We start from the raw sequence: 23,217 nt of genomic DNA, 5'->3' as shown, positions 1-23,217 counted from the left end.
TGAATCCTTTCGAAAAGTACTAGGGCAGGGCTGTTCCTACACCCTCGGACGACCGACATATCCTGTATCAATGGGTGCGACAGTTGGTCTCGCACCGTCGGTCGTCTGCGCGGAACTCGGGCGTCAGATGACCCGCGAGAAGCGCTGCAGGTTCTGCATGGGCAGGTAGCGGTCGAACAGCATGCACAGCGAACGCACCAGCAACCGGCCGGAAGCGCTGACGTCTATGCCGCGCGGGCCGAGGGTGATCAGGCCATCGCGGGCGAAACGCTCGAGATCGTCCCAGATTTCCGCGAAGTAGCCGCGGAAGTCGATGTTGTAGAGGTCCTCGATGTCCTCGAAGTCCAGCTGGAAATGGCAGATCAGTTGCTGGATCACGGCGCGGCGGATGAGGTCGTCCTTGTTGCAGTGCAATCCGCGGCGAGTGGCGAGTTGGCCCTGGTCGAGGGTGTTCTGGTAGTCGGCGATGTCATTGCTGTTCTGGCAGTAGAGATCGCCGATCTGGCTGATCGAGGAAACCCCCAGGCCAACGAGGTCGCAGTGACCGTGGGTGGTGTAGCCCTGGAAGTTGCGCTGCAGAGTGCCGTCTTCCTGGGCCATCGCCAGTTCGTCGTCCGGCAGGGCGAAGTGGTCCATGCCGATATAGCGGTAGCCGGCGGCTTCGAGCTGCTCGGTGGTGCGCTGCAGCATTTCCAGCTTCTGCCCAGGGGAGGGCAGTTCTTCGGCCAGGATCCGGCGTTGTGGCGGGAAACGTTCGGGAAGGTGCGCGTAGTTGAACACGGACAACCGGTTGGGCTGCAGGGCAATGACCTGCTCGACGGTGTGGGCGAAGGTGTCCGGGGTCTGTCTGGGCAGGCCGTAGATCAGGTCGATGTTGATCGAGCGGAATTGCAGAGTACGCGCTGCGTCGATGATGGCGCGGGTCTCGTCCAGGCTCTGCAGGCGATTGATGGCCTGTTGCACCTCCAGGTTGAAGTCCTGCACGCCGATGCTGGCGCGGTTGAAGCCCAGCTCGCGGAGCAGGCCCATGGTCGACCAGTCGGCCTCGCGCGGGTCGATCTCGATGCCGTAGTCGCCGAAGTCACCCTCGACGAAGTGGAAATGGGTGCGCAGTTGCGCCATCAGTTCACGCAACTGGCCGGGGCTCAGGAAGGTCGGGGTGCCTCCGCCGAAGTGCAGCTGCTCGACTTGCTGCTGGCGGCCCAGGTGACGGCTGACAATCTCGATTTCGTGGATGAGACGGGCGAGGTAGGGGGCGCTGCGGCCACGATCCTTGGTGATGACCTTGTTGCAGGCGCAGTAGTAGCAGATGTTCGCGCAGAACGGGACGTGCACGTAGAGCGAGAGCGGGCGCTGCGCCTTCTGGCTATCGCGCAGCGCGTGCAGCAGGTCGAAGGGTCCGACTCCTTCGTGGAACTGCACGGCTGTGGGATAGGAGGTGTAGCGCGGGCCGGACAGATCGTATCGGCGTATCAGATCTGCGTCCCAGCGAATATTGTCGAGCATGCCGATGTTCCCCGGTGGCGAGCTTTTCCTGCGCAGTCTAGGGAGAGTCCGATAGAGGCCTGTTGACCTGTATCAAGCGGCTTTATGGTGGGCAATACCGGCGCTGGCGTGCATTTCGTGGCCCATGATCCAGGCCTGGTGCGGGCCGGGCAGGGTCCACAGGCCGAAGAGGATCACCAGGATGCCACCGGCCATGCGCACGCTGCGCTTGCGCAGCAGCGCGGTGATGCGCTCGGCGGCGAGCCCTGTCGCCAGCAGCACCGGCCAGGTGCCGAGGCCGAAGGCAAGCATCAGCAGCGCACTGTCGATGGCCGAGCCCTGGCTGGTTGCCCAGAGCAGGGTGCTGTAGACCAGCCCGCAGGGCAGCCAGCCCCACAGTGCGCCCAGCAGCAGTGCGCGCGGGACGCTGGCGACAGGCAGCAGGCGGCTGGCGAAGGGCTGGATGTGCTTCCACAGGCCGCGACCCAGCGTTTCGATGCGGGTCAGGCCACTCCACCAGCCGGCCAGGTAAAGGCCCATGGCGATCAGCAGCAGGCCGGCGATCACCCGCAACGCTGCGGCGAATGGCGTGCGCGCCACGGCCCAGCCGGCCAGGCCGAGCAGCAGGCCGGCGCAGGCGTAGCTGAGGATGCGTCCGAGGTTGTAGGCCAGCAGCAGGCGCAGGCGACGTCCGCGTTGCTCCGGCGGGATGGCCATGGTCAGCGCGCCCATCAGGCCGCCACACATGCCCAGGCAGTGACCGCCGCCGAGCAGGCCGAGAATCAGCGCGGACGCCAGCAGCGGCGCCAGTTCAGGCATCGCGCTTGTCCTGTTTCTGGCTGCTGTGCGAGGCATCGCCCTCGGCTTCATCGATGCCGGCCTGGTGCTTGGGATCCTCGTCGTCGAACAGGATGCTGTGGGCGGGCCCGTCCATGTCGTCGTACTGGCCGCTGTTCACCGCCCAGAAAAAGATCGCGATGCAGATGCCGACGATCACCACGGCAACCGGAATCATTATGTAGAGAGCGGGCATTTCAACTCCGTGGCAGCGCCTGCGCCGCTTGTGGGGCGGCTGGCAGGGCGGTGGTCGCTGTCGGGGCGCCGGCGCCCTTGGGCAGCCGGGTCAGGCGCAGGGCGTTGAGCACCACGGTCAGCGAGCTGATCGACATGCCCACCGCAGCCCACACCGGCGTAATCCAGCCGAGGGCAGCAAAGGGCAACATCAGCCCATTGTACAGCCCCGCCCAGACCAGATTCTCGATGATGACCCGACGGGTGCGACGAGCCAGGCCGAAGGCCTGCACCACGCTGTCCAGGCGGTTGGACAACAGCACGGCATCGGCGCTGGTCTTCGCCAGGTCGGTGGCCGAGCCCATGGCGACGCTGATGTCGGCAGCGGCCAGCACCGGCACGTCGTTCACGCCATCGCCCAGCATCAGCACGCGGTGGCCTTGCTGGTGCAGCTGACGCAGGACTTCGAGCTTGTCATCCGGGCGAAGGCCGCCACGGCAATCGTCGATGCCCAGTTCGGCGGCGACCCGGTCGACCATGGGTGAGCTGTCGCCGGAGAGCAGCAGGGTGCGCCAGCCGCGGGCGCGGCATGCTTCGAGCAGGTCGGCGGCGTCTTCGCGGATGCGATCGTCCAGCACCAGCCAGGCGAGGGCGCCGCTGTCATCGCCCAGCAGCAGCCACTGGCCGGGTTCCTGCGGATGCTGGGGCGCGTCGCTGCCGCTCAGGGCGCAGACGAAGGACGGCTCGCCGATGCGCAGGCGACGCTCGCCAACCCGGCCTTCCAGGCCCAGGCCGGGGTGGCTCTCGACATTCTCGGCGGGCTGCGGTGCGCGGCCGAAAGCTCGGGCGATAGGGTGTTCGGAACGGTTCTCCAGCGCGGCAGCCAGTGCCAGACAGGTGTCGCTGTCCAACAAGCCCAGCGGGCGCACGGCGCGCAGGGTGAGGCGGCCTTCAGTGAGGGTGCCGGTCTTGTCGAAGATCACCGTGTCGATGTGGTTCAGGCCTTCCAGCACGTGGCCCCGGGTCACCAGCAGGCCGAGCTTGTGCAGGCTGCCGGTGGCGGCAGTCAGGGCCGTCGGTGTGGCCAGCGACAGTGCGCAGGGACAGGTCGCCACCAGCATCGCCAGGACGACCCAGAAGGCGCGGGAAGCATCGTGCTGCCACCAGAACAGGCCGACCACGGCGGACAGCACCAGCAAGGCGATGAGGAACCACTGCGCGGCCTTGTCGGCGAGTTCGGCGAGGCGCGGCTTGTCCGACTGGGCGCGTTCGAGCAGGCGGACGATGGCTGACAGCCGGCTGTCCCCGCCCAGGGCCTTGACCTGTACGGTCAGCGGGCCTTCGACGTTGAGGGTGCCGCCGGTGACGCTGTCGCCGCTCTGGCGCGGCTGCGGCAGGTATTCGCCGGTGAGCAGGGATTCGTCGACGCTGGACTGGCCGTCGAGGATCAGGCCATCGGCGGGGATCACCGAGCCGGGCTGGACCAGCACGCGGTCGCCCACGTTCAGTTCGCTGAGCAGTACGCGGCTGCTCTGGCCGCTGCCGTCCAGGCGCAGGCAGGAGGCGGGCAGCAGATTGACCAACTGGGCGGTCGCGGCGGCGGTGCGCTCGCGGGCGCGGCGTTCCAGGTAGCGGCCGGCGAGCAGGAACAGGGCGAACATGCCGACGGCGTCGAAGTACAGGTCGCCGTGGCCGGTGACCGCGGTCCAGATGCCGGCCAGGTAGGCGCCGCCGATGGCCAGGGACACCGAGACATCCATGGTCAGGTGGCGGGTGCGCAGGTCGCGCACGGCGCCACGGAAGAACGGCTGGCAGGAGTAGAAGACGATGGGTGTGGTGAGGAACATCGCCACCCAGCGCAGGATTTCGTGCAGCTCGGGGCTCAGGTCGATGTTGAATTCCGGCCAGGTGGCCATGGTCGCCATCATTGCCTGGAACCACAGCAGGCCGGCGACGCCCAGCTGGCGCAGGGACTTGCGGTTCTCCTGGTGCAACTGTTCGGCGGCGCGGTCCGGCTGGAAGGGGTGCGCGGCGTAACCAATACGGCGCAGCTCGGCGAGCAGTTCGCTCAGCGGCAGCTCGCTGTCGGACCAGCGCACATGCAGACGGTGGTTGGACAGGTTGAGACCAGCCTCGGCGACGGCGGGCAGGCCCTTGAGGTGTTTCTCGATCAGCCAGCCGCAGGCGGCGCAGCTGATGCCTTCCATGATCAGGGTGGTCTCGGCGAGATCGCCCTGATGCTGGACGAAGGGCTGCTGAACGTCGGGGCGGTCGAACAGCTTCAGCTCGTCGACGAGCTGTTCGGGCAGGGCGTCAGGGTTGGGGGCGGCTTCGGTGCGGTGGCGGTAATAGCCTTCCAGGCCGCCGGCAACGATAGCCTCGGCTACGGTCTGGCAACCCGGGCAGCAGAATTCGCGGGTTTCGCCGAGTACTGGCGCAGTGAAGCGGCTGCCGGGCGGGACCGGCAGCGCGCAGTGGTAACAGAGCAGCGCGGCGCTCATGGGCGCTCGGCTTCATCTCCGCTGAGGGGCTCGTCGCCGAGGTCGAAGGTAGCGCCGGGAGCGACCTTTTCTTCCTCGAACAGACGCCAGGTCTTGCCGTTCTCCTCGCCGAGCAGCTCGACGAAGCGGCGGCCCTTCACGGCGGCATCCAGGCTGGCGGTGTAGCGGCCCGGCTCGGCGGGGCTGGCGCGCAGTTCCAGGTGCTTGTCCTGGGATTCCAGGGTGGGGGAGAGCAGGTTCAGGGTAAGCGTGGCCGGACGGCTGTCGCCCGTGAGGCGCAGGTCCACTTCGCCGGTCAGCTCGTCGAAGCTGATCTTCGCCCGCAGCTTGAGTTGCTGGGCGAGGTGCTCGCGGTCAAGGGAGCGGTTGATGCCCTTGCCGGCTTCGTAATAGTTGTCGCTGACCAGGGAGTCCTGGTTGTTCACGGCGATATTGACCATCGTCAGGCTGAGGAAGATCGAGGTGGCCAGCATGGCGATGATGATCCACGGCCAGAGGTGCTTGTACCAGGGTTCCACGGGTGTCTTCATGGCCGATTGCATGCTCTTTGATCTCTCGCTGGCGGCGCCTTGCGGGACGCCGCCCGGTGAAGGGGCGGGCGAATTCTACGTCCTTGGATCGCTACTGGCACCCCATGTGCAACATGGGGTGCCAATTCGTTCAGCATTGGTTCAACGAACGCGCGGACCGATGAAGCGACTGGTGGATTCCTTGCTGATGGACGGGTCGTCCACCGACTGGATGGTAAAGCTGATCTCGTTGGTGGTGGAGGGCAGCTTCTCCGGGTCGATGGAGAGTTCCACCGGCATGCTGAAGATGTCCCCGGCCGCGACCGAGATTTCCTTCTTGCCTTCCAGGATCAGGCCATCCATGCCTTTGGCGCTGAGTACGTAGGTATGGTCCTTCTGGTCCTTGTTCATGACCTTGAGGCTGTACACGTTCTCGATGCGGCCTTCGGCGTTCTCGCGGTAGAGCACGCGGTCCTTGCTGACGTCGAACCCCACCAGCGGGCGCAGGAGGATGGCGGTGATCAGCAGGCCGATCATGATGCACAGGGCGATGGCGTAGCCGATCAGGCGCGGGCGCACCAGATGGGTTTTCTGCCCGGACAGGTTGTGCTCGGTGGTGTAGCTGATCAGGCCACGCGGGTAGTTCATCTTGTCCATGATGCTGTCGCAGGCGTCGATGCACGCCGCGCAGCCGATGCATTCGATCTGCAGGCCGTCGCGGATGTCGATGCCGGTCGGGCAGACCTGAACGCACATGGTGCAGTCGATGCAATCGCCCAGACCCTGGGCCTTGTAGTCGGCGCCTTTCTTGCGCGGGCCACGGCTCTCGCCACGCCGCGGATCGTAGGAGACGATCAGGGTGTCCTTGTCGAACATCACGCTCTGGAAGCGCGCATACGGGCACATGTAGATGCACACCTGCTCGCGCAGCCAGCCGGCGTTGCCGTAGGTGGCGAGGGTGAAGAAACCGACCCAGAAGTAGGCCCAGCCGTCGGCTTCGCCAGTGACCAGTTCCATCAGCAGTTCGCGGATGGGGGCGAAGTAGCCGACGAAGGTCAGGCCGGTGACCAGGCCGATCAGCAGCCAGAGGCTGTGCTTGGCGACCTTGCGCAGCAGCTTGTTGCCGCTGAAGCCGGCCTTGTCGAGCTTCATGCGCTGGTTGCGGTCACCTTCGGTGACTTTCTCGCACCACATGAAGATCCAGGTCCACACGCTCTGCGGGCAGGTGTAGCCGCACCAGACGCGGCCGGCGAACACGGTGATGAAGAACAGGCCGAACGCACTGATGATCAGCAGCCCGGAGAGAAGGATGAAGTCCTGCGGCCAGAAGGTCGCGCCGAAGATGTAGAACTTGCGCTCGGGCAGATCCCAGAGGACCGCCTGGCGACCGTTCCAGGTCAGCCATACGGTGCCGAAATAGAGAAGGAAGAGGAGGGCGCCCCCGGCCAAGCGGAGGTTGCGGAAGAACCCGGTAAAGGCTCGGGTGTAGATCTTTTCCCGGGAGGCATAAAGGTCGACGCTTTCACCCTTGCCCTTGGTGGGCGGAGTGACGTCCTGGACCGGAATCTGTTTGCTCATCAGTGCATTCCACGGCAGCGGGAGGGCGCCCTGTCGATACATGCCGAGAGGGTCAGAAATATGCTTGCACGCCTAACAATGATACGGCGTGGTGGGTGTTGCAACGGTGCGACAGTTGGTCGCGCAAGGAATTATGGACCCAGAAATAGAGCGGCGCCGGTATAGAAACCGGCGCCGCTGGGTGTCGCTATGGGTGTAGGAAAGGGAGGCTTATTCGGCGCTCTTCTCACCTTCGCCATGTGACAGGCTGTACACGTAGGCAGCCAGCAGGTGGACCTGGTCTTTGCCCAGACGCTCCAGCTGAGCCGGCATCTGGCCCTGGCGGCCGTAGCGGATGGTCTGCTGCAGCTGGGCGAAGCTCGAGCCGTAGATGAACGCGGCCGGGTGGGTCAGGTTCGGCGCGCCCATGGCCGCAGTGCCTTTGCCTTCAGCGCCGTGGCAAGCCACGCAGTTGGTGGCGAAGATCTTCTGGCCGTTGGCGACCTGCTCGTCAGTCACGCCTTCGGGCAGCTTGCGGCCGTCCAGCTTGGTGGTGACGAAGGCTGCTACATCATGAACGCCGGCATCGCCGATGACTTCGCCCCAGGCCGGCATGGCCGCGTGGCGACCGCCTTCGATGGTGGCGATGATGTCCTTCGGCTCGCCGCCCCAGCGCCAGTCGGCGTCGGTCAGGTTCGGGAAGCCGTGGGCGCCCTTGGCGTCGGAACCGTGGCAGACGGAGCAGTTGGAAGCGAACAGGCGGTTACCCATTTTCAGGGCCTGCTCGTCCTTGGCCACATCCTCGATCGGCATGGCGCCGAACTTGGCGTACAGCGGGCCGTACTTCTCATCGGCCTTGGCCATTTCCTTTTCCCACTGGTGCACACCGGTCCAGCCCTGTTCGCCGTTGGCGAATTCGGCCTTGTCCTGGTAGCCCGGCAGCAGGCCCTTCCAGTTGCCCAGGCCCGGGTACAGGGCCAGGTAGGCGAGGGCGAAGATAAAGGTGGCCACGAACAGCATGAACCACCACTTCGGCAGCGGGTTGTCGTACTCCTCGATGCCGTCGAAGGCATGGCCGACGGTCTCGTCGGTGGCTTCGTTGCGCTGACCGCGACGGGTGGCGAACAGCAGCCACGCCAGGGCGAAGATGGTGCCCAGGGTAAGTACGGTGACGTACAGACTCCAGAAGGTTGTCATTCTTTGTTGCTCCTAGAAGCTTGCTCTTGCTCGACGTGCTTTTTGGCGACCGGGTCATCCGCGAAGGGCAGCAGGGCGTCTTCGTCGAAGCGCTCCTTGCGTTTGCCACCGTAGGCCCAGAGCAGGACGCCGACGAAGGCGACCATCACTACTACAGTGCCGATACCGCGAATGGTCCCGATATCCATCACTGTCACCGTTTGCTCTTGATGATGGTGCCGAGGCCTTGCAGGTAGGCGACCACAGCGTCCATCTCGGTCTTGCCTTTGACGGCATCACGAGCACCGGCGATGTCTTCGTCGGTGTAAGGCACGCCCAGCGTACGCAGGGCTTCCATTTTCTTCGCGGTGTCCTTGCCGTCGAGCTTGTTCTCCACCAGCCAGGGGTAGGAGGGCATCTTCGATTCCGGGACCACGTTGCGCGGGTTGTACAGGTGCGCGCGGTGCCAGTCGTCGGAGTAGCGGCCGCCGACGCGGGCCAGGTCCGGACCGGTACGCTTGGAACCCCACAGGAACGGGTGGTCCCAGACGCTTTCGCCGGCGACGGAGTAGTGGCCGTAGCGCTCGGTCTCGGCGCGGAACGGACGGACCATCTGCGAGTGGCAGCCTACGCAGCCTTCGCGGATGTAGATGTCACGGCCTTCGAGCTCCAGCGCGGTGCGCGGCTTCATGCCTTCGACCGGCTTGTTGGTGACGTCCTGGAAGAACAGCGGAACGATCTGGGTCAGACCGCCGATGCTCACCGCAATGACCATGAAGAAGGCCAGAAGGCCGATGTTCTTCTCGACTACTTCGTGCTTCATCAGTGAGCTCCTACAGCGGGGATCTGGGCAGCGGCATCGGCGTCAGCCTGTTTGAAACCGCGCACAGTACGGAAGGTGTTGTAGGCCATCAGCAGCATGCCGGAGGCGAAGAAGGCGCCGCCCAGCGCACGGACGATGAAGCCCGGGTGGCTGGCTTGCAGGGCTTCCACGAAGGAGTAGGTGAGGGTGCCGTCGGCGTTGATTGCACGCCACATCAGGCCCTGGGTGATGCCGTTGACCCACATGGAGGCGATGTAGAGCACGGTGCCGATGGTAGCCAGCCAGAAGTGCGCGTTGATCAGGCCCACGCTGTGCATCTGCTCGCGGCCGAAGACCTTCGGAATCAGGTGGTACAGGGAACCGATGGAAATCATCGCAACCCAGCCCAGGGCGCCGGCGTGTACGTGGCCGATGGTCCAGTCGGTGTAGTGCGACAGGGAGTTGACGGTCTTGATCGCCATCATCGGGCCTTCGAAGGTGGACATGCCGTAGAAGGCCAGGGAGACCACCAGGAAGCGCAGGATCGGGTCGGTGCGCAGCTTATGCCAGGCGCCCGACAGGGTCATCATGCCGTTGATCATGCCGCCCCAGCTCGGAGCCAGCAGGATCAGGGACATCACCATGCCCAGGGACTGCGCCCAGTCCGGCAGAGCGGTGTAGTGCAGGTGGTGCGGACCGGCCCAGATGTACAGGGTGATCAGCGCCCAGAAGTGCACGATGGACAGGCGGTAGGAGTAGATCGGACGCTCGGCCTGCTTGGGTACGAAGTAGTACATCATCCCCAGGAAGCCGGTGGTCAGGAAGAAGCCCACGGCGTTGTGGCCGTACCACCACTGGATCATCGCGTCGGTCGCGCCGGCGTAGATCGAGTAGGACTTGAAGGCGGTTACCGGGATTTCCATGCTGTTGACGATGTGCAGCATGGCGGTCACCAGGATGAACGCGCCGTAGAACCAGTTGCCCACGTAGATGTGCTTGGTCTTGCGCTTCATCACCGTGCCGAAGAACACCAGTGCGTAGGTCACCCAGACGATGGCCAGCAGGATGTCGATCGGCCATTCCAGTTCGGCGTACTCCTTGGAGGAGGTGTAGCCCAGCGGCAAGGTGATGCCGGCCAGCACGATCACCGCTTGCCAACCCCAGAAGGTGAAGGCTGCGAGGCTATCGGACACCAGTCGGGTCTGACAGGTGCGCTGTACGACGTAGTAGGAAGTTGCGAAGAGAGCACAGCCGCCGAAGGCGAAGATCACCAGGTTGGTGTGCAGCGGACGGAGGCGGCCGAAGCTGGTCCAGGGCAGGTCCAGGTTCAACTGGGGCCAAACCAGCTGAGAGGCGATGTAAACACCGAGCCCCATACCAAGTATCCCCCAGACCACCGTCATGATGGCGAACTGGCGGACGACCTTATAGTTATAAGCAGTCGGACTGATTGCTGTGCTCATTCTAAGGTTCCACGGTTTTTGGATTTTATGGACAAAAAAACGGCGGCAAGTATGGAGAAAGCAGGTAGCCATTGCAACGCGCCGGGCCTTGGCGCGAAGCCGGTTTGACGCCTGCTCCGGAGCGCTTTGCGCCGCTGCTTGCCGCTCATTTCGGCTCGCCCGTGCCAACCTGGGAAGTGGGTCAGGTTAGTCGTATTGCAGGTTTGCGAATGGAATCCAGCTTAGACGTGAACAGGAAGGGTGTGAAGAAAGGAGATAGAGAGGGTGCGACACTTCGTCGCGATATTGCGGAGGTCAGAAACCCGCGCCCGTTTTAGCGGGCGCGAGTTGGGGGGCGGGGAGTTTACTTCGCCTGGCCGGAAATGTTGTAGATGTATCCGGCGAGGATGTGCACTTTGTCTTTGCCCAGGTACTGCTCCTGCGCCGGCATCTGGCCCTGGCGGCCGTGACGGATGGTCTGCTGCAGTTGCGCGTAGCTGGAACCGTAGATGAACGCACCCGGGTGGGTCAGGTCAGGCGCTCCCATCAGCGGGTTGCCCTTGCCTTCCGGACCGTGGCAGGCGACGCAGGTGGTGGCGAACAGCTTGCCGCCGTTGTCGACGTTCTCCGCGGTCACGCCTTCGGGCAGCTTGCGGCCGTCCAGTTTGGCGGTGACGAAGGCCGCCACGTCCTGCACACCCTTGTCGCCCAGCACTTCACCCCAGGCCGGCATGGCGGCCTGGCGGCCACCGAGGATGGTGGTCTGGATATCCTGGGCGGTGCCGCCCCAGCGCCAGTCGCTGTCGGTCAGGTTCGGGAAGCCTGCTGCGCCCTTCGCATCGGAGCCATGGCAGATGGCGCAGTAGGTGGCGAAGAGGCGCTCGCCCATTTTCATGGCTTGCGGATCCTTGGCGACTTCTTCCACCGACATGGCCGCGTATTTGGCGAAGATCGGGCCGTATTTTTCCTTGGCCAGGGCTTCTTCGCGCTCCCATTGCTTGTCCTGCGTCCAGCCGCCGTCGTAGCCCGGCAGGACGCCTTTCCAGTTGCCCAGGCCCGGGTAGAGCACCAGGTAGCCGGCGGCGAAGACGATGGTGCCGACGAACAGCAGGAACCACCACTTGGGCAGCGGATTGTCGTACTCCTCGATGCCGTCGAAGGCGTGGCCCATGGTCTGGTCGGTGGTGTTCGAGGACTGCCCGCTGCGGGTGGCGAATACCAGCCACAGCAGGGCGATCAGCGAACCGACTGTTAAAACGGTGATGTACAGACTCCAGAAGGTAGTCATGCGTTGTTGCTCCTAGAAGCTTGCTCTTGCTCAGCGTGCTGCTTGGCTACCGGGTCATCCGCGAAAGGCAGCAGCGCGTCTTCGTCGAAGCGCTCCTTGCGTTTGCCGCCGTAAGCCCAGAGCAGTACGCCGACGAAGGCAACCATCACGATGACGGTGCCGAGGCCGCGAATGGTCCCGATATCCAAGGTTGTCACCGCTTGTTCTTGATGGAGGTGCCGAGGACCTGCAGGTACGCGACGACCGCGTCCATTTCGGTCTTCCCTTTGACGGCGTCGCTGGCGCCAGCGATGTCGTCGTCCGTGTAGGGCACGCCCATGACACGCATCACTTCCAGTTTCTTCGCCGTATCCTTGCCGTCGAGCTTGTTCTCGACCAGCCAGGGGTAGGCGGGCATCTTCGACTCCGGGACCACGTTGCGCGGGTTGTACAGGTGCGCGCGGTGCCAGTCGTCGGAGTAGCGGCCGCCGACGCGGGCCAGGTCCGGGCCGGTACGCTTGGAGCCCCACAGGAACGGGTGATCCCAGACGCTCTCACCGGCGACGGAGTAGTGGCCGTAGCGCTCGGTCTCGGCGCGGAACGGACGGATCATTTGCGAGTGGCAGCCTACGCAGCCTTCGCGGATGTAGACGTCACGGCCTTCCAGTTGCAGGGCGGTGTAGGGCTTCATGCCTTCCACCGGTGTGTTGGTGACGTCCTGGAAGAACAGCGGGACGATCTGGGTCAGGCCGCCGATGCTCACGGCGACGGCCATGCACAGGGCCAGCAGGCCGACGTTTTTCTCGAGTACTTCGTGTTTCATGTCGGACTCCTCAGGCCATCTGCGCCGCGGCTTGCATTTCGGCCGGTTTGGCGGCCGCTACGGTGCGCCAGACGTTGTAGGCCATGACCAGCATGCCCAGCAGGAAGATGGCACCACCGATCATCCGCACGATGAAGCCGGGGTGGCCGGCGGCCAGGGCTTCGACGAAGGAGTAGGTGAGGGTGCCGTCGGCGTTTACCGCGCGCCACATCAGGCCCTGGGTGATGCCGTTGACCCACATGGAGGCGATGTACAGAACGGTGCCGATGGTGGCCAGCCAGAAGTGGGTGTTGATCAGGCCCACGCTGTGCATCTGCTCGCGGCCGAAGACTTTCGGAATCAGGTGGTACAGCGAGCCGATGGACACCATCGCTACCCAGCCCAGAGCGCCGGCATGTACGTGGCCGATGGTCCAGTCGGTGTAGTGCGACAGGGCGTTGACGGTCTTGATGGCCATCATCGGGCCTTCGAAGGTGGACATGCCGTAGAAGGCCAGGGAAACCACCAGGAAGCGCAGGATCGGGTCGGTGCGCAGCTTATGCCAGGCGCCGGAGAGGGTCATCATGCCGTTGATCATGCCGCCCCAGCTCGGCGCCAGCAGGATCAGGGACATCACCATGCCCAGCGACTGCGCCCAGTCCGGCAGCGCGGTGTAGTGCAGGTGGTGCGGGCCGGCCCAGATGTAGACGGCGATCAGCGCCCAGAAGTGCACGATGGACAGGCGATAGGAATAGACCGGACGCTCGGCCTGCTTCGGAACGAAGTAGTACATCATCCCCAGGAAGCCCGCGGTCAGGAAGAAGCCCACGGCGTTGTGGCCGTACCACCACTGGATCATCGCGTCGGTGGCGCCCGAGTACAGGGAATAGGACTTGGTCAGGCTGACCGGGATTTCCAGGTTGTTGACCACGTGCAGGATCGCCACGGTCAGGATGAAGGCGCCGAAGAACCAGTTGCCCACGTAGATGTGCTTGGTCTTGCGCTTAATCAGCGTGCCGAAGAAGACGATCGCGTAGGAAACCCAGACGATGGTGATCAAAATGTCGATCGGCCACTCCAGCTCGGCGTACTCCTTGGAAGAGGTGTAACCCAGTGGCAGGGTAATGGCCGCCAACAGGATCACCAGCTGCCAACCCCAGAAGGTGAAGGAAGCGAGCGGACCTGCGAACAGGCGGGTCTGGCAGGTGCGCTGCACCGAGTAGTAGCTGGTGGCGAACAGTGCGCAGCCGCCGAAGGCGAAGATCACCGCATTGGTATGCAGCGGGCGCAGGCGCCCGAAGCTCGTCCACGGTAAGCCGAGGTTAAGGTCCGGCCACACCAGTTGAGCGGCGATCAGGACACCGACGGCCATGCCGACGATCCCCCACACCACTGTCATAATGGCGAACTGGCGGACCACCTTATAGTTATAAGCGGTCTGATTGGTTGTGCTCATTTATGGGCTTCCATCCACGGTTATGGGCTATGCCCATCCCGGCAGGTTTTTTACGGCTTACGCCGCCCCTCCCCCTTGGGATAGGTACTAATTCGGAATTAGCGGAGTGAAGGATGGATAAAGGCCCGTCGAGGAATATTGATTCGGATCAATTGCCGCCTGAGACCTCTGTCGCGGGCGCCTGCGGTCCTTTGTCGCTGCTGCGGAACCCGGCACGGCGCGAACTGTCGGCTACGCTGGTTCTGGCCCACGGCGCGGGTGCGCCGATGGACAGCCCGTTCATGGGCGACATCGCCGCGCGGCTGGCCGAACGGGGTATCTCTGTCGTGCGCTTCGAGTTCCCCTATATGGCCATGCGCCGCGAGGACGGCCGGCGGCGTCCGCCCAATCCGCAGAAGCACTTGCTGGAGTGCTGGCGGCGGGTATACGCGCAGGTTCGCGCCGAAGCAGCAGGCAAGCTGGCGATTGGCGGCAAATCCATGGGCGGGCGCATGGCCAGCCTGTTGGCGGACGAACTGGGCGCCGACGCGCTGGTCTGCCTGGGCTATCCGTTCTATGCCGCCGGCAAGCCGGAAAAACCGCGCGTGGCCCACCTCGCCGAACTGACGACGCAGACCCTGATCGTCCAGGGCGAACGCGATGCATTGGGCGACCGTGCCACGGTCGAACGCTACGCGTTGTCGCCGGCGATCCAGCTGCACTGGCTGGCGGCGGCCGACCATGATCTCAAGCCACTCAAGGTCTCCGGGCTGACCCATGACCAGCATCTGGAGACTACCGCCGAGCGGATAGCAGAGTTCCTCGCGTCGTAACCGCTCCTTAAGGCAATCCCTTCTATCCTCGCCTCCGCCGGCTTCCAGGAGCCGGCAACCCGCTTCCAGAGGACAGGCCGAAGGCTGCCATGAACACCGAATTTGCCGATCGCATTGCCACCCACGCCCCGCGTTTCACCCCAGGTATCGCGCACAGTCTGCTGCTGACTGGCGCCACCGGTTTCCTCGGCGGCTCCGTTGCCGCGCACCTGATTGCCGACGGCCAGAGCGAGGCGCTGCTGTTTCTGGTGCGTGCCAGAACCCCAGCCCAGGGCCTGGAGCGCCTGCGCGACAACCTGCGGCTGCACTGCGTGCCAGAGGCTGCCCTGGAGCGCCTGCAGGACCACCAGATCCTTTGCGGCGATCTGCTCGACACCGCCTGGATGCAGGGCGAACGCGCACGTCTGATGCGCGTGGAGCAGGTGATCAATTGTGCCGCCGTCGCCTCGTTTTCGAAGAACCCGAGCATCTGGCCGGTGAATGTCGAAGGCACCTTCGCCTTTGCCAAACTGCTCAGCCAGTCCCGCAACCTCAAGCGCTTCCTGCATGTAGGGACGGCCATGTGCTGCGGGCCGCAGCGCGAGTCGCCGGTGCGCGAATCCTGGGACTTCCCCGACAGCGAAGAACAACTGGTGGACTACACCGCCTCCAAGGCCGAGATCGAACGGCGCATGCGCGAAGAACTGCCGCAGTTACCGCTGGTGGTGGCGCGGCCGTCCATCGTGGTCGGGCATCGCGAACTGGGCTGCCGCGCCTCGGGCAGCATCTTCTGGGTGTTCCGCATGGGCTTCGCCCTGGAGAGTTTTACCTGCGGCCTGGACGAGCAGATCGATGTGATCCCGGTGGACTACTGCGCCGAGGCACTGGTCACCCTGGCGCTCAAGCCGCAACTGAGCCACAACCTCTACCACGTCTCCGCCGGACACGGCTCTGCCTGCACCTTCGGCGAAATCGACCAGGCCTACGCCGACGCCCGTGGCGAGACTCCGGTGGGGGACCGCTACCGGAAGGTCAGTTCGGAGGATCTGCGCGAGCTGGCCGGCAGCTTCGAGAGTCGAATCGGCAAGGCCAACCCGCGCCTTGTGCTGCGTGCACTGCGCCTGTACAGCGGCTTCGCCGACCTCAACTACCTGTTCGACAACCAGCGTCTGCTCGACGAAGGCATCGCCGCGCCGCCGCGCTTCACCGACTACGTGGGCGTGTGCGTGCATTCCTCGCGAGATGTCAGCATCCCGGCTCAGATGCAGTGGGACTTCAAGTAGCTGACAGATGCCTCTGCAGGAACGGGCGCGCCAGCGATCTCGCGCCTGGCGCGCTCCGGCAGGGAGCCTGTCAAGGCTCAGCGGTTGAACCGCTCCACCAGCGAGTACTGGCGTTGTGCGGTCTGCGTCAGCTCCTCGCTGAGCAGGGCGGTGCGCTGGGCTTCGCCGGACGTCTGGTCGGCGAGGTTGGCGATGGTGCTGATGTTGCGGTTGATCTCCTCGGCCACGGCGCTCTGTTCTTCCGCGGCGGCGGCGATCTGGGTAGTCATCTCGGTGATGTTCGCCACCGCATCGCTGATGCCCACTAGCGCGTTGTCCGCCTGCAACACGCGGTCCACGCCTTCGTCGGCCTGGCGGCGACCGGACTCCATGGCGCGCACGGCTTCGGTGGCGGTGTTCTGCAGGTTGGCGATCAACTGGTGAATCTGCCCGGTGGACTCGGCGGTGCGCTGGGCCAGCGAACGGACTTCGTCGGCGACCACGGCAAAGCCGCGGCCCATCTCGCCAGCACGGGCTGCCTCGATGGCGGCATTGAGTGCCAGCAGGTTGGTCTGGTCGGCGATGCCCTTGATCACGTCCACCACACCGCCTATCTGCTCGCTGTCGCGGGCCAGCTGACTGACCGCTTCACCGGTTTCACCCACGGAGTTGGAGAGACGCTGCATGGCCTCGCGGGTCTCGGCGGCGATCTGCCGGCCCTCAGTGGTCAGATCGTTGGCCTGGCGGGTGGCATCGGCCGTGCGCTGCACGTTGTCGGCCACTTCCTGGGTGGTAGCGGCCATCTGGTTGACGGCGGTGGCCACCTGCTCGGTCTCCTGACGCTGGCGGTCGAGGCCGGCGGAACTGTGGTGGGCCAGCGAGTCGGCTTCGCGGGCCTGCTCGGTGAGGGTTTCAGCGGTGTCCTGCAGACGAGTCAGACAGGTCTTCAGGCGTGCTTCCTGGCTGAGAATGGACATTTCCAGGCGCGCCTGTGCGCCACGGCTGTCGGTGTACATCTGTGCGATCAGCGGGTCGGAAGTGGTCTGCTCGGCCAGGCGCAGCAGGCGCTTGAGGCCGCGCTGCTGCCAGCCAAGGCCGATGAGGCCGAGCGGGATCGACAGCAGGGCGGCCAGCAGGAAGCCCCAGTGAGAATTCAGCCAGACGCCGATGAGGAAGCCGATCTGGCCGATCAGGATGAACGGCAGCCAGTCCAGCAGCACCGGCAGCCAGCGGTCGCGGGTGGGAATGGCCGACTTTCCGGCATTGATCCGTGCATACAGCGCCTCGGCACGGCGCACCTGTTCGGCGGTGGGTTTCACCCGCACCGACTCGTAACCGACGATCTCGTTGCGCTCATAGATGGGCGTGACGTAGGCGCTGACCCAGTAGTGGTCGCCGTTCTTGCAGCGATTCTTGACGATGCCCATCCACGGGCGGCCCTTTTTCAGGGTGGTCCACATGTGCGCGAACACGGCGGACGGAACGTCCGGGTGGCGCACCAGGTTGTGCGGTGCGCCGACCAGTTCCTCGCGGGAGAATCCGCTGATGGCGGTAAAAGCTTCATTGGCGTAACCGATCACGCCGCGGGCATCGGTGGTGGAGATCAGCCGCTGTTCGGCGGGGAAGGAGCATTCACGCTGGGTGATCGGCTGGTTGTTGCGCATCAGGCTGGGATCTCGGGCAAAGTCGAAAATGGTACGTCTGTCCAGCTTATCGGCCGCCAGATCGAAAATTTGATGGCTGTCACAGAAAAAAGTCAGAAGAGTGACGCCAGGATATGGACGATAGCCTATCGCCACTGGTCACCGAAATGAAACCAAAGAAGGAGGCGGCGGCCTGTTGCAGGCCGCCGCCATGCCTCAGATCAGGCTGCGCAGCACGTAGTGAAGGATGCCGCCGGCCTTGAAGTACTCGACTTCGTTCTGGGTATCGATCCGGCAGAGCACCTCGAAGCTGTCCTGGCTGCCGTCCTCGCGCTGCACCGCGACCTTTAGGTTCATGTGCGGCTTCAGCTCGCCGGACAGGCCGCTGATGCTCAGCACTTCCTTGCCGGTCAGCTTGAGCGCCTTGCGGTCCTCGCCGTCCTTGAACTGCAGCGGCAACACGCCCATGCCCACCAGGTTGGAGCGGTGGATGCGCTCGAAGCTTTCGGCGATCACTGCCTTTACCCCCAGCAGGTTGGTGCCCTTGGCTGCCCAGTCACGGGAGGAGCCGGTGCCGTATTCCTTGCCGGCGACGATCACCAGCGGCGTGCCGTCCTGCTGGTAGCGCATCGCGGCATCGTAGATCGCCAGCTTGTCGCCGGTGGGTACGTAGAGGGTGTTGCCACCTTCCTCGCCACCGAGCATCTCGTTCTTGATGCGGATATTGGCGAAGGTGCCGCGCATCATCACTTCATGGTTCCCACGGCGCGATCCGTAGGAGTTGAAATCGGCGTAGGCCACGCCGTGCTCGCTGAGGTAACGCCCGGCCGGGCTGTCCTTCTTGATGTTGCCGGCGGGGGAGATGTGGTCGGTGGTTACCGAGTCGCCCAGCACCGCAAGGATGTTGGCGCCTTTGATGTCCTCGACTTTCGGTGGCGCGTCGGCGATGTGCTCGAAGAAGGGCGGATGCTGGATGTAGGTGGAGTCGTTCTGCCAGACGTAGGTCTTGGCGTCCGGCACCTGGATCGCGCGCCATTTCTCATCGCCCTGGAAGACTTCGGCGTATTCCTTGTGGAACATCGCCGTATCGACTTTCTGTACGGCGTCAGCGATTTCCTGCTGGGTTGGCCAGATGTCCTTCAGATAGACCGGCTGACCGTCCTTGCCGGTGCCCAGTGGGTCCCTGGTCAGGTCGGTGCGCACGGTACCGGCCAGGGCGTAGGCGACCACCAGCGGCGGCGAGGCCAGCCAGTTGGTTTTCACCAGCGGATGGACGCGGCCTTCGAAGTTGCGGTTGCCGGAAAGCACCGAGGCGACGGTCAGGTCGGCCTGCTGTACTGCCTTCTCGATGGGCTCCAGCAGCGGCCCCGAGTTGCCGATGCAGGTGGTGCAGCCGTAACCCACCAGGTCGAAGCCCAGTTCGTCCAGGTAGCGGGTCAGGCCGGCGGCGCGGAAGTAGTCGGTCACCACTTTCGAGCCGGGTGCGAGCGAGCTCTTCACCCAGGGCTTGCGCTGCAGGCCTTTCTCCAGCGCCTTCTTCGCCAGCAGGCCGGCGGCCATCATGACGCTGGGATTGGAGGTGTTGGTGCAGGAAGTGATGGCGGCGATTACCACGGCGCCGTTCTTCAGGCGATGGGTCTGGCCGTCGTGCTGGTAATCGGTCTCGCCGGCCGCAATGGAGGCGCCCACGGCCGCACCGCCGCCACCTTCATTGAGCAGGCGACCTTCTTCGCTGGGCACGGGCTTGATCTGCAGGCCGAGGAAGTCATCGAACGCCTGGCCGACATGGCCGAGGGCGACGCGGTCCTGCGGGCGCTTCGGCCCGGCGAGGCTGGCTTCGACTTCGCCCATGTCCAGTTGCAGGCTGTCGGTGAAGACCGGCTCGTGGCCTTTCTCGCGCCACAGGCCCTGGGCCTTGCTGTAGGCCTCCACCAGCTTGACGGCATCGTCCGGGCGGCCGGACAGGCGCAGGTAGCCCAGGGTGATCTCGTCTACCGGGAAGAAACCGCAGGTGGCGCCGTACTCCGGGGCCATGTTGGCGATGGTGGCGCGGTCCGCCAGCGGCAGGTCGGCGAGGCCGTCGCCATAGAATTCGACGAATTTTCCGACAACACCTTTCTTGCGCAGCATCTGGGTGACGGTCAGCACCAGGTCGGTGGCGGTAATGCCTTCCTTCAGCTTGCCGGTGAGCTTGAAGCCGATCACCTCGGGAATCAGCATCGACACTGGCTGGCCGAGCATGGCCGCTTCTGCCTCGATGCCGCCGACGCCCCAGCCGAGCACGCCGAGGCCGTTGATCATGGTGGTGTGCGAATCGGTGCCGACCAGTGTGTCGGGGAAGGCGTAGGTGCGGCCGTCCTCGTCCTTGGTCCACACCGTGCGTCCCAGGTATTCCAGGTTGACCTGGTGGCAGATGCCGGTGCCCGGCGGCACCACGCGGAAGTTGTCGAAGGCGTTCTGGCCCCAGCGCAGGAAGGCGTAGCGCTCGCCGTTGCGCTCCATCTCGATCTCGACGTTCTGCGCGAAGGCTGACTGGCTGGCGAACTTGTCGACCATCACCGAGTGGTCGATGACCAGGTCGACCGGCGACAGCGGGTTGATCTTCTGCGGATCACCGCCGGCCTTGGCCATGGCGTCGCGCATGGCGGCCAGGTCGACCACCGCCGGCACGCCGGTGAAGTCCTGCATCAGCACGCGGGCGGGGCGGTACTGGATCTCGCGCTCGGAGCTGCGGGTCTTCAGCCAGCCGGCCAGGGCTTTGAGGTCATCGCCGGTGACGGTATTGCCGTCCTCCCAGCGCAACAGGTTTTCCAGCAGGACTTTCAGGGACATGGGCAGTTTGCCCAGGTCGCCGAGACTCTTCGCCGCTTCAGGCAGGCTGTAATAGTGATAGGTCTTGCCGGCGACCTCCAGGGTACGCAGGCTGTTCAGGCTATCCACTGCGGGCATGACATTCTCCTCAGGCTTGGATTCTGCTCGTGATCGTCAGGCACGGCTGATGTCGGGTGCGCTAGCGATACTTGGCGAAAGTGCGTTCAACCGAGCTGATCCATCGCAGAAAAAGCTCGATTGGCGGCAAATTTCGCCATGCAGGGCAATCATCGGGCAGTCTTCTGGGCGGTTAGGCCAGAACACTCAAGCTAGACCGTCCGACGGCGTGTTGCCATCTGTTCTGGACCGTTCGCTTGGCGAACGGGTTCAGAACAAATGGCTCTGTCTGTGGGACCATTCCTGTAAATCAGCATGAAACCTTCGTGGGCAGCCTCTATAGTGCGCGGCCGAGGAGACACCCCGATGAATACCCTGTTACTGCACTGCCGGCCGGGCTTCGAGAATGAGGTCTGCGCCGAGCTGTCCGAGCACGCTGCGCGCCTGGACATTCCCGGCTACGCTCGCGCCAAACCGGCTACAGCCTACGCCGAATTTATCTGCATGGATGCCGATGGCGCCGAGCGCCTGATGCGCCAACTGCGCTTCCCCGAGCTGATCTTCCCGCGCCAGTGGGCGCGAGGCACGGGCTTCACCACCCTGCCGGAGCAGGACCGCATTGGTGCGATCCTCGAGGCCCTGGCCGGCTTCCCGCAGTGCGGCAGCCTCTGGCTGGAGGTGTTCGACACCAACGACGGCAAGGAGCTTTCGACCTTCTGCCGCAAGTTCGAGAAGCCCCTGCGCGCGGCCCTGGTGAAAGCCGGCAAGCTGGTGGAAGACCCCAGCCTGCCGCGCCTGCTGCTGACCTTCCGCTCTGGCCGCGAGGCCTTTATCGGCGTGGCCGAGGCACGCAACTGCGCCATGTGGCCGATGGGCATTCCGCGCCTGAAGTTCCCTCGCGAGGCGCCCAGCCGCTCGACGCTCAAGCTGGAAGAAGCCTGGCACCACTTCATCCCCCGCGCCGACTGGGACCGCCGCCTGGCGCCGGACATGCTCGCCGTGGACCTGGGCGCATCGCCCGGCGGCTGGACCTGGCAGCTGGTGAACCGGGAGATGCGCGTGGTCGCCGTGGACAACGGGCCGATGGCGGAGAACCTGATGTACTCCGGGCTGGTCGAGCACCAGCGCGTAGACGGTTACGCCTTCCGCCCGCGCCAGCGCATGGACTGGATGGTCTGCGATATCGTCGAGAAGCCCGCACGCACGGGAGCGATGATCGAGACCTGGATCGGCGAGGGGCTGTGCCGCGAGGCCATCGTCAACCTCAAGCTGCCGATGAAGCAGCGTTATGCCGAGGTGCGGCGCATCCTCGACCGCCTGGAGGAATCCTTCCGCGAGCGTGGGCTGAAAGTGCAGATCGGCTGCAAGCAGCTTTACCACGATCGTGAGGAAGTGACCTGCCACCTGCGCCGCATCGAGAAGGGCGAGCGCTAGCGACTCGGAACGGCTCCGTAGCGCCACCCGACCTTCGGTGTCTTGTCGCGCCGCCCGGCATTGCCCATGCTAGGCGGCGCGAATCCTTGCGGAGACCTTCGTGAAGCGAAAGTTGCCCTCCCTGCTGGGCAGTTACAGCCGTATGCTGCTGCCGCGCCGCGGCCTGGGCCGCGATGAGCGCGTGCCCTACCTGGCAATGGACAGCCGTACCCTGAAATTCGACCTGCGCCACCTGCGCGCCTACCGCCAGCACTTCGGTCTCGACCCGGCGCTGGGCGTGCCGCTGCTCTATCCGCAGGTCATCAGCCTGCCGCTGCACCTGCGCCTGCTCAGCCGATCGCGCATGCCGCTGTCGGTCGTGGGGCTGATCCACCTGCGCAGCCATATCCAGCGCTACCGCATGCTTGATGAGCACGAACCGCTGCAGTTCGACTGCCGCATCCTCACCAGCCGGCGTAGCGAGCTGGGGCTGGAAGTGGATGTGGTCACCGAGGCCTGGCACCACGACATGCTCTATTGGCAGTCGATCACCACCTACCTGCGCCGTGGCGATTTCCTCGATGCCCAGACCGAACCCGACCCGCTGCCGGAGCGCGCCCAGTGGCACACCCTGGAAGCGCCCGTCCACTCCGGCGTGCAGTGGCGCGTGCCGAAGATCGTCGGCTGGCGCTACGCGGGTCTGAGTGGTGACTTCAACCCGCTGCACCTGTCGCGCCTGATGGCCTCGCATTACGGCTTCGGCAAACCCTTCGCCCACGGCATGTGGGGCCTGGCGCGCAGCCTGACCGGCCGCCGCCTGACGGAGAACGTGCGCCTGGATGCACACTTCAAGGCGCCGCTGCCGCTGGGCAGCCAGGTGAAGCAGGTCTATCGCCGCCTCGGCAGGAAGGAGCAGTGGGCGTTGCTGCCCGCCGAAGGCGATGGCCAGCCGATGCTGCTGGCGCAACTGGACGAAGCGCCGGACGGGCCGTTGCGTTAGGCGATTCGCCGGGAAGCGTTGGTGTGGCTCTGTTCGCGAGCAAGGACTGGGTGTCCCCCTCGGCCCTGCAGGTTGGTTCTGACTCGCTCTTTGTAGGAGCGAGCTTGCTCGCGAATCGTGGACTCCACCGAACGCCGATCGGATAGTTCTGCACTTGGCCCGGCCCTCACCC

The 23,217-nt window shown here is 64.6% G+C and carries 20 protein-coding genes; 4 read left to right on the top strand and 16 right to left on the bottom strand.

Annotated features, from left to right (window positions below; translation table 11 throughout):
• Positions 1 to 123 precede the first annotated feature (123 nt).
• The 14 genes from hemN to ccoN (PNI01S_RS01575) form a co-directional block, all read right to left on the bottom strand.
• Positions 124 to 1,506 (bottom strand): oxygen-independent coproporphyrinogen III oxidase, encoded by a 1,383-nt coding sequence (hemN, locus tag PNI01S_RS01640; protein WP_084357308.1) that lies wholly within the window; start codon positions 1,504 to 1,506, stop codon positions 124 to 126.
• Positions 1,507 to 1,578: 72 nt separating this feature from the next.
• The gene (locus PNI01S_RS01635) at positions 1,579 to 2,304 is read right to left on the bottom strand and encodes a sulfite exporter TauE/SafE family protein (RefSeq protein ID WP_084357307.1); all 726 of its coding nucleotides are present in this window, start codon (positions 2,302 to 2,304) and stop codon (positions 1,579 to 1,581) included.
• Positions 2,297 to 2,518 carry a cbb3-type cytochrome oxidase assembly protein CcoS gene (ccoS, locus tag PNI01S_RS01630; protein WP_024763937.1) on the bottom strand — a complete coding sequence of 74 codons (222 nt, stop codon included), beginning with the start codon at positions 2,516 to 2,518 and terminating at the stop codon, positions 2,297 to 2,299. Before ccoS ends, PNI01S_RS01635 begins: the two co-directional genes overlap by 8 nt.
• A 1-nt stretch (position 2,519) precedes the next feature.
• On the bottom strand, positions 2,520 to 4,997 hold the full coding sequence (locus PNI01S_RS01625; protein ID WP_084357306.1) for a heavy metal translocating P-type ATPase: 2,478 nt from the start codon (positions 4,995 to 4,997) through the stop codon (positions 2,520 to 2,522).
• The gene (locus PNI01S_RS01620) at positions 4,994 to 5,539 is read right to left on the bottom strand and encodes a FixH family protein (protein WP_024763938.1); all 546 of its coding nucleotides are present in this window, start codon (positions 5,537 to 5,539) and stop codon (positions 4,994 to 4,996) included. The genes PNI01S_RS01625 and PNI01S_RS01620 overlap by 4 nt, the downstream gene beginning before the upstream one ends.
• Before the next feature lie 129 nt (positions 5,540 to 5,668).
• Positions 5,669 to 7,084, bottom strand: a complete 1,416-nt coding sequence (gene ccoG / locus PNI01S_RS01615) for a cytochrome c oxidase accessory protein CcoG (RefSeq protein ID WP_038803520.1) — start codon at positions 7,082 to 7,084, stop codon at positions 5,669 to 5,671.
• Positions 7,085 to 7,294: 210 nt separating this feature from the next.
• On the bottom strand, positions 7,295 to 8,260 hold the full coding sequence (gene ccoP / locus PNI01S_RS01610) for a cytochrome-c oxidase, cbb3-type subunit III (RefSeq protein WP_024763939.1): 966 nt from the start codon (positions 8,258 to 8,260) through the stop codon (positions 7,295 to 7,297).
• Positions 8,257 to 8,448 (bottom strand): cbb3-type cytochrome oxidase subunit 3, encoded by a 192-nt coding sequence (locus PNI01S_RS01605; protein ID WP_024763940.1) that lies wholly within the window; start codon positions 8,446 to 8,448, stop codon positions 8,257 to 8,259. Before PNI01S_RS01605 ends, ccoP (PNI01S_RS01610) begins: the two co-directional genes overlap by 4 nt.
• Before the next feature lie 5 nt (positions 8,449 to 8,453).
• On the bottom strand, positions 8,454 to 9,062 hold the full coding sequence (ccoO, locus tag PNI01S_RS01600; protein ID WP_017516817.1) for a cytochrome-c oxidase, cbb3-type subunit II: 609 nt from the start codon (positions 9,060 to 9,062) through the stop codon (positions 8,454 to 8,456).
• Entirely contained in the window at positions 9,062 to 10,504 is a 1,443-nt protein-coding gene (gene ccoN / locus PNI01S_RS01595; RefSeq protein WP_038803521.1) for a cytochrome-c oxidase, cbb3-type subunit I, read from the bottom strand. Before ccoN (PNI01S_RS01595) ends, ccoO (PNI01S_RS01600) begins: the two co-directional genes overlap by 1 nt.
• A gap of 343 nt (positions 10,505 to 10,847) precedes the next feature.
• Complete coding sequence (gene ccoP / locus PNI01S_RS01590; RefSeq protein ID WP_037018020.1) at positions 10,848 to 11,771, bottom strand: cytochrome-c oxidase, cbb3-type subunit III; 924 nt, start codon at positions 11,769 to 11,771, stop codon at positions 10,848 to 10,850.
• Complete coding sequence (locus tag PNI01S_RS01585) at positions 11,768 to 11,959, bottom strand: CcoQ/FixQ family Cbb3-type cytochrome c oxidase assembly chaperone (protein WP_024767473.1); 192 nt, start codon at positions 11,957 to 11,959, stop codon at positions 11,768 to 11,770. The genes ccoP (PNI01S_RS01590) and PNI01S_RS01585 overlap by 4 nt, the downstream gene beginning before the upstream one ends.
• A gap of 5 nt (positions 11,960 to 11,964) precedes the next feature.
• Positions 11,965 to 12,573, bottom strand: a complete 609-nt coding sequence (gene ccoO / locus PNI01S_RS01580; RefSeq protein WP_015477751.1) for a cytochrome-c oxidase, cbb3-type subunit II — start codon at positions 12,571 to 12,573, stop codon at positions 11,965 to 11,967.
• Positions 12,574 to 12,583: 10 nt separating this feature from the next.
• A complete protein-coding gene (gene ccoN, locus PNI01S_RS01575; RefSeq protein WP_038803522.1) occupies positions 12,584 to 14,008 on the bottom strand; it encodes a cytochrome-c oxidase, cbb3-type subunit I in 1,425 nt (474 codons plus the stop codon).
• A gap of 113 nt (positions 14,009 to 14,121) precedes the next feature.
• On the opposite strand from ccoN (PNI01S_RS01575), the gene PNI01S_RS01570 reads away from it, so the two are divergent.
• Positions 14,122 to 14,820 (top strand): alpha/beta family hydrolase, encoded by a 699-nt coding sequence (locus PNI01S_RS01570; RefSeq protein WP_243779391.1) that lies wholly within the window; start codon positions 14,122 to 14,124, stop codon positions 14,818 to 14,820.
• 89 nt (positions 14,821 to 14,909) lie between these two features.
• Positions 14,910 to 16,082, top strand: a complete 1,173-nt coding sequence (gene cprA / locus PNI01S_RS01565) for a cationic peptide resistance protein CprA (RefSeq protein ID WP_243779390.1) — start codon at positions 14,910 to 14,912, stop codon at positions 16,080 to 16,082.
• A gap of 77 nt (positions 16,083 to 16,159) precedes the next feature.
• On the opposite strand, the gene PNI01S_RS01560 is transcribed toward cprA, so the two are convergent.
• Positions 16,160 to 17,725 (bottom strand): methyl-accepting chemotaxis protein, encoded by a 1,566-nt coding sequence (locus tag PNI01S_RS01560; RefSeq protein ID WP_024763548.1) that lies wholly within the window; start codon positions 17,723 to 17,725, stop codon positions 16,160 to 16,162.
• Positions 17,726 to 17,920: 195 nt separating this feature from the next.
• Positions 17,921 to 20,653 (bottom strand): aconitate hydratase AcnA, encoded by a 2,733-nt coding sequence (gene acnA / locus PNI01S_RS01555; RefSeq protein WP_065086653.1) that lies wholly within the window; start codon positions 20,651 to 20,653, stop codon positions 17,921 to 17,923.
• 345 nt (positions 20,654 to 20,998) lie between these two features.
• Here acnA and rlmM point away from each other — a divergent pair, with 345 nt between their 5' ends.
• Both rlmM and PNI01S_RS01545 read left to right on the top strand, forming a co-directional pair.
• A complete protein-coding gene (gene rlmM / locus PNI01S_RS01550) occupies positions 20,999 to 22,066 on the top strand; it encodes a 23S rRNA (cytidine(2498)-2'-O)-methyltransferase RlmM (RefSeq protein WP_065086652.1) in 1,068 nt (355 codons plus the stop codon).
• A gap of 100 nt (positions 22,067 to 22,166) precedes the next feature.
• A complete protein-coding gene (locus PNI01S_RS01545) occupies positions 22,167 to 23,045 on the top strand; it encodes a MaoC family dehydratase (RefSeq protein WP_084357304.1) in 879 nt (292 codons plus the stop codon).
• Positions 23,046 to 23,217: the final 172 nt, after the last annotated feature.

Source organism: Pseudomonas nitroreducens NBRC 12694 (genome assembly GCF_002091755.1).
Classification (GTDB): Bacteria; Pseudomonadota; Gammaproteobacteria; order Pseudomonadales; family Pseudomonadaceae; genus Pseudomonas; species Pseudomonas nitroreducens.
The sequence above is the reverse complement of the archived record's forward strand: the minus strand, read 5'-3'. Positions and strand labels throughout refer to the sequence as shown.

Excerpts from the sequence above, each read along its gene's own strand:
- hemN (WP_084357308.1), bottom strand. The coding sequence starts at position 1,506 with ATGCTCGACAATATTCGCTGGGACGCAGATCTGATACGCCGATACGAT.
- PNI01S_RS01635 (WP_084357307.1), bottom strand. The coding sequence starts at position 2,304 with ATGCCTGAACTGGCGCCGCTGCTGGCGTCCGCGCTGATTCTCGGCCTG.
- ccoS (WP_024763937.1), bottom strand. The coding sequence starts at position 2,518 with ATGCCCGCTCTCTACATAATGATTCCGGTTGCCGTGGTGATCGTCGGC.
- PNI01S_RS01625 (WP_084357306.1), bottom strand. The coding sequence starts at position 4,997 with ATGAGCGCCGCGCTGCTCTGTTACCACTGCGCGCTGCCGGTCCCGCCC.
- PNI01S_RS01620 (WP_024763938.1), bottom strand. The coding sequence starts at position 5,539 with ATGCAATCGGCCATGAAGACACCCGTGGAACCCTGGTACAAGCACCTC.
- ccoG (WP_038803520.1), bottom strand. The coding sequence starts at position 7,084 with ATGAGCAAACAGATTCCGGTCCAGGACGTCACTCCGCCCACCAAGGGC.
- ccoP (WP_024763939.1), bottom strand. The coding sequence starts at position 8,260 with ATGACAACCTTCTGGAGTCTGTACGTCACCGTACTTACCCTGGGCACC.
- PNI01S_RS01605 (WP_024763940.1), bottom strand. The coding sequence starts at position 8,448 with ATGGATATCGGGACCATTCGCGGTATCGGCACTGTAGTAGTGATGGTC.
- ccoO (WP_017516817.1), bottom strand. The coding sequence starts at position 9,062 with ATGAAGCACGAAGTAGTCGAGAAGAACATCGGCCTTCTGGCCTTCTTC.
- ccoN (WP_038803521.1), bottom strand. The coding sequence starts at position 10,504 with ATGAGCACAGCAATCAGTCCGACTGCTTATAACTATAAGGTCGTCCGC.
- ccoP (WP_037018020.1), bottom strand. The coding sequence starts at position 11,771 with ATGACTACCTTCTGGAGTCTGTACATCACCGTTTTAACAGTCGGTTCG.
- ccoO (WP_015477751.1), bottom strand. The coding sequence starts at position 12,573 with ATGAAACACGAAGTACTCGAGAAAAACGTCGGCCTGCTGGCCCTGTGC.
- ccoN (WP_038803522.1), bottom strand. The coding sequence starts at position 14,008 with ATGAGCACAACCAATCAGACCGCTTATAACTATAAGGTGGTCCGCCAG.
- PNI01S_RS01570 (WP_243779391.1), top strand. The coding sequence starts at position 14,122 with ATGGATAAAGGCCCGTCGAGGAATATTGATTCGGATCAATTGCCGCCT.
- cprA (WP_243779390.1), top strand. The coding sequence starts at position 14,910 with ATGAACACCGAATTTGCCGATCGCATTGCCACCCACGCCCCGCGTTTC.
- PNI01S_RS01560 (WP_024763548.1), bottom strand. The coding sequence starts at position 17,725 with ATGCGCAACAACCAGCCGATCACCCAGCGTGAATGCTCCTTCCCCGCC.
- acnA (WP_065086653.1), bottom strand. The coding sequence starts at position 20,653 with ATGCCCGCAGTGGATAGCCTGAACAGCCTGCGTACCCTGGAGGTCGCC.
- rlmM (WP_065086652.1), top strand. The coding sequence starts at position 20,999 with ATGAATACCCTGTTACTGCACTGCCGGCCGGGCTTCGAGAATGAGGTC.